General features: G+C 62.7%; 8 protein-coding genes and 1 pseudogene. 5 read left to right on the forward strand and 4 right to left on the reverse strand.

Translation table 11 applies throughout. From position 1 onward, the window contains the following. The coding region (locus tag L6D75_RS26900; protein WP_176518271.1) for a DUF2780 domain-containing protein at window positions 1-380 on the forward strand (380 nt) is incomplete at its 5' end. A gap of 480 nt (window positions 381-860) precedes the next feature. On the opposite strand, the pseudogene L6D75_RS27370 reads toward L6D75_RS26900, so the two are convergent. The 4 genes and pseudogenes from L6D75_RS27370 to L6D75_RS26920 form a co-directional block, all read right to left on the reverse strand. After that, window positions 861-1,103 (reverse strand): annotated as a pseudogene (locus tag L6D75_RS27370) (RHS repeat-associated core domain-containing protein); the annotation flags it as partial. A 144-nt stretch (window positions 1,104-1,247) separates the two neighbouring features. Continuing rightward, window positions 1,248-2,129, reverse strand: coding sequence for an RHS repeat-associated core domain-containing protein (locus tag L6D75_RS26910; RefSeq protein ID WP_176516658.1), 882 nt, complete (start codon window positions 2,127-2,129; stop codon window positions 1,248-1,250). A 94-nt stretch (window positions 2,130-2,223) separates the two neighbouring features. Further along, on the reverse strand, window positions 2,224-3,576 hold the full coding sequence (locus tag L6D75_RS26915) for an APC family permease (RefSeq protein WP_176516659.1): 1,353 nt from the start codon (window positions 3,574-3,576) through the stop codon (window positions 2,224-2,226). Window positions 3,577-3,762: 186 nt separating this feature from the next. Further along, on the reverse strand, window positions 3,763-4,650 hold the full coding sequence (locus tag L6D75_RS26920; protein WP_176516660.1) for an acyltransferase: 888 nt from the start codon (window positions 4,648-4,650) through the stop codon (window positions 3,763-3,765). A gap of 182 nt (window positions 4,651-4,832) precedes the next feature. Here L6D75_RS26920 and rloA2 point away from each other — a divergent pair, with 182 nt between their 5' ends. From rloA2 to creD, 4 genes are all read left to right on the forward strand, one after another. Beyond that, entirely contained in the window at window positions 4,833-5,333 is a 501-nt protein-coding gene (gene rloA2 / locus L6D75_RS26925; protein ID WP_176516662.1) for a retropepsin-like aspartic peptidase RloA2, read from the forward strand. A 127-nt stretch (window positions 5,334-5,460) separates the two neighbouring features. Next, complete coding sequence (gene creB / locus L6D75_RS26930; protein ID WP_176516663.1) at window positions 5,461-6,141, forward strand: two-component system response regulator CreB; 681 nt, start codon at window positions 5,461-5,463, stop codon at window positions 6,139-6,141. After that, a complete protein-coding gene (creC, locus tag L6D75_RS26935) occupies window positions 6,141-7,574 on the forward strand; it encodes a two-component system sensor histidine kinase CreC (protein ID WP_176516665.1) in 1,434 nt (477 codons plus the stop codon). Before creB ends, creC begins: the two co-directional genes overlap by 1 nt. A gap of 79 nt (window positions 7,575-7,653) precedes the next feature. Further along, complete coding sequence (gene creD / locus L6D75_RS26940) at window positions 7,654-8,982, forward strand: cell envelope integrity protein CreD (RefSeq protein ID WP_176516667.1); 1,329 nt, start codon at window positions 7,654-7,656, stop codon at window positions 8,980-8,982. Window positions 8,983-9,204: the final 222 nt, after the last annotated feature.

Genomic DNA, 9,204 nt, shown 5'->3' on the forward strand with positions numbered 1-9,204 from the left:
TGGGCGGGGCGGGGGCCATGCTGGGGCTGGCGCGCAATAACTTGAGCAGCGCCGACTACGGGCAGCTGACCAAGGCCGTGCCGGGCCTGGACCTGTTGTCGGGCGCCAATGCGCTGGGCGGCCTCAATGGCCTGGGCGATTTGCTGGGCAAGAACAGCCAAAACCCGTCGGCGCTGAGCAATGCCCTGGGCAATGAGGTCGAGAACCGCAACGACCTGGACAATGCATTCAAGGCGCTGGGGATGGACAGCGGCATGATCGGCCAGTTTGCGCCCCTGATCCTGCAGTACCTCGGCCAGCAGGGCATCGGCGGGTCGCTGTTGCAGAACTTGGGTAGCCTCTGGACCACGCCGGCCCCGGTGAGCACACCTTCGGTTTGAATGAGCTGATTGTTCAACCCGATGGCAACAAATGTTGGGCTGGCAGGAGAATCAAGTCGTTGACGCACGGAGCCGAGCGATCAACTCACTTTGTTCGTTCATAGCCTTGGAAAACAGCGCTTGTGTTTGTGGCCCGAGTTGATCGATCGGATTAAGACGCAGTAGCTCGTTGGTTTCCTCGATGACGAAGTGATTGCTGAGCAACCGCTGAGTGTCTGAAGCCTTCTCAGGGGGTACGGACATCGTGATATGACGCGCCGAGACCGCCACCATCCCCGTTTCAGGTTTGCTGGTAGTGTTTGAGCGAGCAACGCCGGCCCTCTTGGTTACGCCTTCATGCTGCGGATCAGTCGGCATCCTGGCTTGCTGGGTAAATGCGCCAGCGCGTTGCTGCATCATTGCAGAGGACGGACCGGACACACGGACTTCGCGGAGGCTGTTTTTGCTTGTGCTGAAAAACCGCCCTGAAGCGAATGTCAGCGCATGGCCGGTGGGGTCTGCGCGGTTTACGGGGTCGTTTGCGCAATAGGCATAACTGTTGAGTCCCCCTGCAGCAAAGGGGCTCCAACTGTCAGGCGCCAGGAATCTCATAAGGGCTGGGCTGAACGCACGATAGCCGTTTCCCAGCAGATAGTTGCCGGTCAGTGGGTCAGCAGTTTCGCCGTTGAAAGCAAGTTTCACTCCCTGCTGGTCGATTGGCTTTAGCCCATAGGGTGTGTAACCGTTCGAATTCATCGTATGTCCTTCTCAGGATCAATGAGTGAAACAACGTCACGGTCTAACTTTGGCTCGAGCGCGTGCAGGAGGGCCCTTGGCATTCGAGACAGTAGGTGTACGCGTTTGCGGTGACTGTAAAGGCACCAAGCGCTACGCACGACGTATTGTGTTTGCCTGTAAATAGGTGTTGTACAGTTTTTCCATAGTTAGATAGCGGGAGGTTATCTTTCTGATGGTTTCACCATTTTCGGTTGAAACGGTTATTTGTTGACGACTCATGTAGTTGACATAGTTGCCGACGCGCTTGTTTTGCGTCTTACTCCTATTGTAAACGCTATAAAGTAACTCATAATCGGTAGGCGTCTCGTAGAAAGGACGCGGGGGCTCAAACGTGTCGGCGTTGATGGTGGGTCTCGTGATGAGTCTTTTAATGCGCCCATCGCGGCCTTGTGACAATTGCACCCGCTCAATGGGCTTTCTTGGCGTAAGGGCACTGGCGGCAGCGGGGGGCGGGGTGTTGTTGGATGACGCACGTGTTGCTGACTGTTTTCGCCTTCTATTAATCAGCTGCTTCACTGTGAAGTGCCCTGTTGGGTCTGAATAGTTGATGGGATCACCCTCGCAGTAACCGTAGGCATTCAGCCCACCCTCATCAAATGGACTGAGGCTGTCGGGTGCCAGGAAGCGCATCAATGGCGGGCAATAGCCACGATATCCCTGGCCCAGCAGATAAGCTCCGGTCAGCGGTTCACGGCATTCACCGTTAAAGCCCAGGCGAGGAGCCGCGGGTTCTGAGCGTGGGTCATGCCCATAGGCTGTGTAGGCATACGCCATTCGAGCTTGGCCGCTTTGCATCAGCAACAGAGAGTGCTGCACATCTGTCATCAACAACCGGGTGTCAGCTCCCGAGTTGATGCCGTGCCGTTCAGCCAATGGCTGGTCCGCACCCCGCAGCAGGGTCAGACTTTGCTCACCCTCGATTTCAAGCGTGAGCTGTTCAAGGTGGTAGAAATAAAGACGTTGATTCACCATGGCGGGCTCGCGTGGGGGACTGAGTTCCGTTCAGTCTCCCCGTCAAGTGCGACCGCCACAACTGGCAAAAATACCAGGCAGGCGTGATGAGTTTTCAGCCAGCTTCCGAGAAATCCACCACGCGCATCTGGCGCCGGAAGCCGGCGGTCAGCACGGTCAGGTACGCCAGCCCCAGGGCGAACCAGCACAGGCCGATCACCATGGTCAGCGCCGACAGGCTGGTCCACAGCCACAGCGTCAGGCTCAAGCCCACCAGCGGCACCGCGCCATAGCACAGCAGGCCTTTGAGGTTGCGCTGGGCGCGGTCGTCCATCAGGTGCGTCTTCACCACCGCCAGGTTCACTGCCGAGAACGCCACCAACGCGCCAAAGCTGATCAGCGAGGCGAGGGTGGACAGGTCGATCACCAGCGCCAGCAGCGAGAACGCCGACACCAGCAAGATGGCGAACACCGGCGTGCCCAGGCGCGGCGACAGGTGGCCGAAGGTGCGCTGCGGCAGCACCCGGTCGCGGCCCATGGTGTAGAGGATGCGCGACACCGCAGCCTGGGAGGCCAGCGCCGAACCCAGGCTGCCGGCCACGTAGGCGGCGGTGAAGAAGTTGGCCAGGAACTGGCCTCCGGCCTTGAGCATCACTTCGTTGGCGGCGGCATCGGCGTTGGCGAAGGTGCTGCCGGGCAGCACCAGCTGGCTCGCGTAGGCCAACACGGTGAACAGCAGGCCGGCGAACAGGGTGGTGAGGATGATGGCGCGCGGCACGTCGCGGCGGGCGTCGCGGCTTTCTTCGGCCAGGGTGGAAACCGCGTCGAAACCGAGGAACGACAGGCACAGCACCGCCGCGCCAGCCATCAGCGGGCCGAAACCGGGGGCGCTGCCATCACCGCGCAGCGGCGCCAGCAGGTCCATCGGCTGGCCGTTGCCCAGGGTCTGCCAGGACAGCGCCACGAACACGCCGATGAACACGATCTGCGCGCCGACGATCAGGTTGCTGGTCTTGGCCACCGAGTTGATGCCGACCACGTTGAGCACGGTCACCAGGGCGATGGAGGCGAGCACGAAGGCCCAGGCGGGCACTGCCGGGAAGGCGATGTTGAGGAACAGGCCGATCAGCAGGTAGTTGATCATCGGCAGGAACAGGTAGTCGAGCAGCAGCGACCAGCCGGCCAGAAAGCCGACGTTCTGGCCGAAGGCCATGTTGGTGTAGGAATACGCCGAGCCCGCGACCGGGAAGCGTTTGACCATGAAGCTGTAGGACGCGGCGGTGAACAGCATGGCCACCAGGGTGACCAGGTAGGCGCCGGCGGTGCGGCCACCGGTGAGCTCGGTGACGATGCCGTAGGTGGTGAAGATGGTCAGCGGGACCATGTAGACCAGGCCGAAGAACACCAGGGCCGGGAGGCCGAGGACGCGGCGAAGCTGGGGCGGGGCGGAGCTAGGTTGGTTGGCCATTGATCGATCCAGGCTTTTTTGTAGTTGTGCTTTGATCGATTTTTATCCACTTAGGTGGGGTGTGACAAAGAAGTATTCCTAATGGTGATTATTAGCCAGGGTTTTAATTGGGATGAGTGGGTGTGCATCTGGCTCCCACAGGTGTATCTGTGGGAGCCGGCTTGCCGGCGATGAGGCCCGATCAGGTCAACGCATCTGCGAGCGCAACTGCTCGATCCGCTGGTCTTTCTCTGCCCACAGCTGGTTCACCCAAGCCTGCACGGTCTGGCGGAAGGCCGGATCATTCTCGTAATCCCCCGCCCACAACGCCGAGTCCAGCTCACGCACACGAATGTCGATAATCACCCGACTGATGCTGCCGTTAAGCAGCGCCCAGAACCCCGGTGCCTGGTTGCCGGGGTAGACGATGGTCACGTCCAGCAGCGCATCCAGCTGCTCGCCCAATGCCGCCAGGACGAAGGCCACTCCCCCCGCTTTGGGCTTGAGCAGGTAGCGATACGGCGATTGCTGCTCCAGGCGCTTGGCCTCTGTAAAACGCGTGCCTTCCAGGTAGTTGACCACGGTCACCGGCTGGCGCTTGAACAGCTCGCAGGCGGCCTTGGTGATTTCCAAGTCCTTGCCCTTGAGCTCGGGGTGCTTGTCCAGAAACGCCTTGCTGTAGCGCTTCATGAACGGGTAATCCAGCCCCCACCAGGCCAGGCCCAGCAGTGGTACCCAGATCAGCTCCTTCTTGAGGAAGAACTTGAAGAACGGCGTTCGGCGGTTGAGGCTCTCGATCAGCGCCGGGATGTCGACCCAGGTCTGGTGGTTGCTCACGGCCAGGTAGGAGGTGTCCTTGCGCAGGTTTTCGACGCCGCGGATATCCCATTGGGTCGGGATGCACAAGGCGAAGATGGCCTTGTCGATTTCCGACCAGGTTTCGGCCACCCACATCACCGCCCACGAGGCATAGTCACGGCCACGGCCTGGCAGCACCAGTTTGAGCAGGGCGAAGACCAGCAGCGGGCAGATCAACACCACGGTGTTGAGCAGCAGCAAGGTGGTCGTGAGAATGCCGATCAGCAGGCGACGCATAAAGAGACTCTTGTTGTGGGACGTTAACGGTCGGCAATGATAAGCAGCGCCGTGGCCTACGCCAAATGTCCAATGCCCAGCGGCGGGGACAAATGTTTCACATTATGTTGTTTAACCTTGCTGCAGCGAACCTATCCTGCCAGTGCAGTCTAAGCACTGACCCTTTTCAAGGAAGCCTGCCTGTGAAATCCCTGCTTGCCCTGTTATCGCTTCTGGCGTTGCCGGTCATGGCCGCCGAGCCGACCCTCTATGGCCGTTACGAAAACATTGCCTTGCCAGAGCTTGGCGAAACGCTGAAGGCCAAGATGGACACCGGCGCCTATACCGCATCGCTGTCGGCCAAGGACATCGAGATGTTCACCCGTGATGGCGAGGAGTGGGTGCGTTTTCGCCTGGCGACCAAGGACGCCAGCGGCAAGGTTTACGAGCACAAGGTCTCGCGCATCAGCAAGATCAAGGGCCGTGCCGAGGAAGAGGACGAGGGCGATGCGCCGGAGGTCTCCAAGCGGCCGGTGGTCGACCTGGAGCTGTGCCTGGGTGACGTGAAGCGCACGGTCGAGGTGAACCTGGTGGACCGCAGCCATTTCAACTACCCGCTGCTGGTGGGGGCCAAGGCGCTGCGTGAGTTCAAGGCGGCGGTGAACCCGGCCAAGCGCTTTACCGCAGACAAACCTGACTGCTGATTGCTTCAGGCTTCACTGGCCCTATCGCCGGCAAGCCGGCTCCCACAGATACCTGTAGGCGCCGGCTTGCCGGCGATAGGGCCAGTGCGCTAAAAGTCCAGCTCTGCTCTCAGCAAGGCCGGACGCCATGCCCCATATCCTCATCGTCGAAGACGAAGCCGCCATCGCCGATACCTTGGTCTATGCCCTGCAGGCCGACGGCCACAGCACCGAATGGGTGACCCTGGGCAGCGCCGCGCTCGAGCAGCAGCGCCTGCGCCCTGCCGACCTGATCATCCTCGACATCGGCCTGCCCGACATCAGCGGTTTCGAAACCTGCCGCCAGCTGCGGCGTTTCAGCGAGGTGCCGGTGATGTTCCTGAGCGCCCGCGATGGCGAGATCGACCGGGTGGTGGGGCTGGAAATCGGTGCTGACGACTACGTGGTCAAACCCTTCAGCCCCCGGGAAGTGGCGGCCCGCGTGCGGGCGATCCTCAAGCGCATGGCGCCGCGGGCGCAGCCGGCCACCGAGGCGGCGCTGTTTCAGCTCGACACCCTGCGCATGCTGATCCACTACCGTGGCCAGCCGCTGACCCTGACCCGCCACGAGTTCCGCCTGCTGCAATGCCTGCTCGAGCAGCCCCAGCGGGTGTTCAGCCGCGAGCAGCTGCTCGATGCCCTGGGCGTGGCCTGCGACGTGGGCTACGAGCGCACCATCGACAGCCACATCAAGAGCCTGCGCGCCAAGCTGCGCCAGGTGGCCAGCGCGGGCGAGCCGATCTGCACCCATCGCGGCCTGGGTTACAGCTACAACCCGGACCACGCCTGATGCGCCTGGGCATCCGCATTTTCCTGGTGTACTTCCTGTTCGTCGGCCTGGCTGGCTATTTCTTGCTCAACACCGTTCGCGAGCAGATACGCCCGGTGGTGCGCCAGTCCTCCGAAGAAACCCTGGTGGACACCGCCAACCTGCTGGCGGAAATCCTCCACGACGACGTCAAGGCCGGCACCCTGGCCCAGGGGCGCCTGCCCGAGGTGCTCAAGGCTTACGGCTTGCGCAGCCCAGGCGCGCAGATCTGGGGCCTGGAGAAGACCCAGGTCAGCCACCGCATCTATGTCACCGACGCCAACGGCATCGTCCTGCTCGACTCCAGCGGCGCGGCCGTGGGCAAGGACTATTCGCAGTGGAACGACGTCTACCTGACCTTGCGCGGCCAATACGGCGCCCGCTCCACACGCGGCGTTGCCGACGACGAAAGCTCCTCGGTGATGCATGTGGCAGCGCCGATCCTCGACGATGGGCAGATCATCGGCGTGGTCACCGTGGCCAAGCCCAACAGCTCGCTGCAGCCCTATATCGACCGTTCCGAACAGCGCTTGCTGACCCTTGGCCTGGGTTTGATCGGCCTGGGCCTGTTGATCGGTGGCGTGTTGTCCTGGTGGCTGGCCCGCTCGCTGCGCAAGCTGGCGCGCTATGCCCAGGCCGTCAGCGAGGGCGAGCGCGCGGCGCTGCCGCACTACAAGGGGGGCGAGCTGGCCCACCTGGCCGAGGCGGTGGAGCGCATGCGCACGCAGCTTGAGGGCAAGGCCTACGTCGAGCGCTACGTGCACACCCTGACTCACGAGCTGAAAAGCCCGCTGGCGGCCATTCGCGGGGCATCCGAGCTGCTCCAGGGCGACATGCCGCAAGCGCAGCGGGCGCGCTTTGCCGGCAATATCGAGCGCGAAAGCGAGCGCTTGCAGCAGATGATCGAGCGCTTGCTCGACCTGGCCCGGGTCGAGCAGATGCAGGCGCTGGAAGATGAGCAGCAGGTGGCCCTGGCGGCGCTGGTGGAGGAGTTGCTGCTGGCCCATGCGCCGCGCATCGAGGCGGCGCAGTTGCAGGTACGCCAGCGCGTGCCTGCGGGGCTGCGGCTGCTGTGCGACCCCTTCCTGATGCGCCAGGCGCTGGCCAACCTGCTGGACAATGCGCTGGGCTTCACGCCACCTGAAGGGGCGTTGCTGTTCGAGCTGGAGCGTGATGGCGAGCGGCTGGCGTTGAGCCTGTTCAACCAGGGCCAGGCCATCCCCGACTATGCGCTGGCGCGGGTGGCCGAGCGCTTCTATTCCCTGCCAAGGCCAGGCAGCGGGCGCAAGAGCACGGGCCTTGGGCTGAACTTCGTGGCCGAGGTGATGCAGCTGCATGGCGGATCGCTGGCGGTGGATAACGTCGATGGCGGTGTGCGGGTGCGGCTGTGGTTGCCTGCCCGGCGCATCAGCTGAAAACACACAATCTCCACACAGCCTTCGCAAAGCCTCCATGCACGGCGCAGACACTGCGCCCACTGCCACAGGAGGCCTTATGAACAAATCCTTGAGCTACAAACTGGGCACCATCGCCTTGCTGATGGTCCTGCTGTTGATCCCGCTGCTGATGATCCACGGCCTTATCAGCGACCGCCAGGCCCTGCGCGACGGGGTGCTGCATGACATCGCCCGCAGCGCCAGCTACGACCAGCAGGTCAGTGGCCCGTTGCTGGTGGTGCCCTACCGCAAGTACCAGCGCCGCTGGATCGAAAAGGACGGCCAGAGCGTGCAGGAAACCAGCACCCTGGCCGGGCACCTGTACTTTCTGCCGGAAACCTTCGATGCCGACCTCGACGTAGACACCGAACTGCGCTCGCGCGGCATTTACCAGGCGCGCCTGTTCCACGCCAAGGGGCGCCTGTCGGGCCGCTTCGAATTGCCGGCGCGTTGGGGCATCGAAAAGGACTTCGACGACTACCGCTTCGACAAGCCCTTCCTGGTGGTCGGCATCAGCGATATCCGCGGCATCGAGAACGCGCTGGAGCTCAAGCTCGATGAGCAGCGCTACCCCTTCGCGGCCGGCACGGGCCTTGAGTGGATGCGCAGCGGCGTGCACGTTGCCCTGCCACAGCGCGATGACCAGCAGGCCTGGGCGTTCGATTACAGCTTCGAGCTGGCGCTGCAAGGCACCGGACAATTGCACGTGCTGCCGGTGGGCCGCACCAGCAGCGTCGACATGCGCGCCAACTGGCCGCACCCAAGTTTTGTCGGCAGCTACCTGCCGCGCCACCGCGAAATCGACGCCAAGGGGTTCACCGCGCACTGGCAAACCTCGTTCTTCGCCACCAACCTCGAAGATGCCGTGCGCCAGTGCGCCACTGCCGGGCAGTGCGCGGACTATGCCGAGCGCACCTTCGGCGTCAGCTTCATCGACCCGGTGGACCAGTACCTCAAGAGCGAGCGGGCGATCAAGTACGCCTTGTTGTTCATCGCCCTGACCTTTGCCGGCTTCTTCCTGTTCGAGGTGCTCAAGCACCTGAGTGTGCACCCGGTGCAGTACATCCTGGTCGGCGTGGCGCTGGCGTTTTTCTACCTGTTGCTGCTGTCGTTCTCCGAGCACATTGGTTTTGGCCCTGCGTATGGCCTGTCGGCGTCGGCCTGTGTGCTGTTGATCGGCTTCTACCTGAGCCATGTGCTTCGCAGCCGCGGGCGCGGGCTGGGCTTCGCGGCCGGGCTGGCGGCGCTGTACGCGATGCTCTATGGGCTGCTCAGCGCCGAGGACTACGCGTTGTTGATGGGGGCGTTGCTGTGCTTTGGCTTGCTCGGCGTGTTCATGGTGCTGACCCGTCGCCTGGACTGGGCGCGGGTGGGGAGGGCGGCATGAGGGAGGACCGAGAGGTGGGGCGCTGGTTGGCGCAGAGAATCGGGGAGTTGTTTGCGCCAGTACCGCGTTGAGGGGTGGGGCTGCTGTGCAGCCCAATCGCCGGCAAGCCGGCTTGTATGGTGATACTCGAAGGGGTGGTGGGACGACAAAGCCGATTCTGACTGTTAGCCGCAGTACAGACCGTGGGAGACCTCGCCCCACCCCTTCACCAAAGCGCCGATA

Origin of the sequence: Pseudomonas faucium (assembly GCF_021602585.1) — a bacterium.
Taxonomy (GTDB): domain Bacteria; phylum Pseudomonadota; class Gammaproteobacteria; order Pseudomonadales; family Pseudomonadaceae; genus Aquipseudomonas; species Aquipseudomonas faucium.

Coding starts and splice junctions, on each gene's coding strand:
- L6D75_RS26920 (WP_176516660.1), bottom strand. CDS start 4,650: ATGCGTCGCCTGCTGATCGGCATTCTCACGACCACCTTGCTGCTGCTC.
- creC (WP_176516665.1), top strand. CDS start 6,141: ATGCGCCTGGGCATCCGCATTTTCCTGGTGTACTTCCTGTTCGTCGGC.
- creD (WP_176516667.1), top strand. CDS start 7,654: ATGAACAAATCCTTGAGCTACAAACTGGGCACCATCGCCTTGCTGATG.
- L6D75_RS26915 (WP_176516659.1), bottom strand. CDS start 3,576: ATGGCCAACCAACCTAGCTCCGCCCCGCCCCAGCTTCGCCGCGTCCTC.
- creB (WP_176516663.1), top strand. CDS start 5,461: ATGCCCCATATCCTCATCGTCGAAGACGAAGCCGCCATCGCCGATACC.
- L6D75_RS26910 (WP_176516658.1), bottom strand. CDS start 2,129: ATGGTGAATCAACGTCTTTATTTCTACCACCTTGAACAGCTCACGCTT.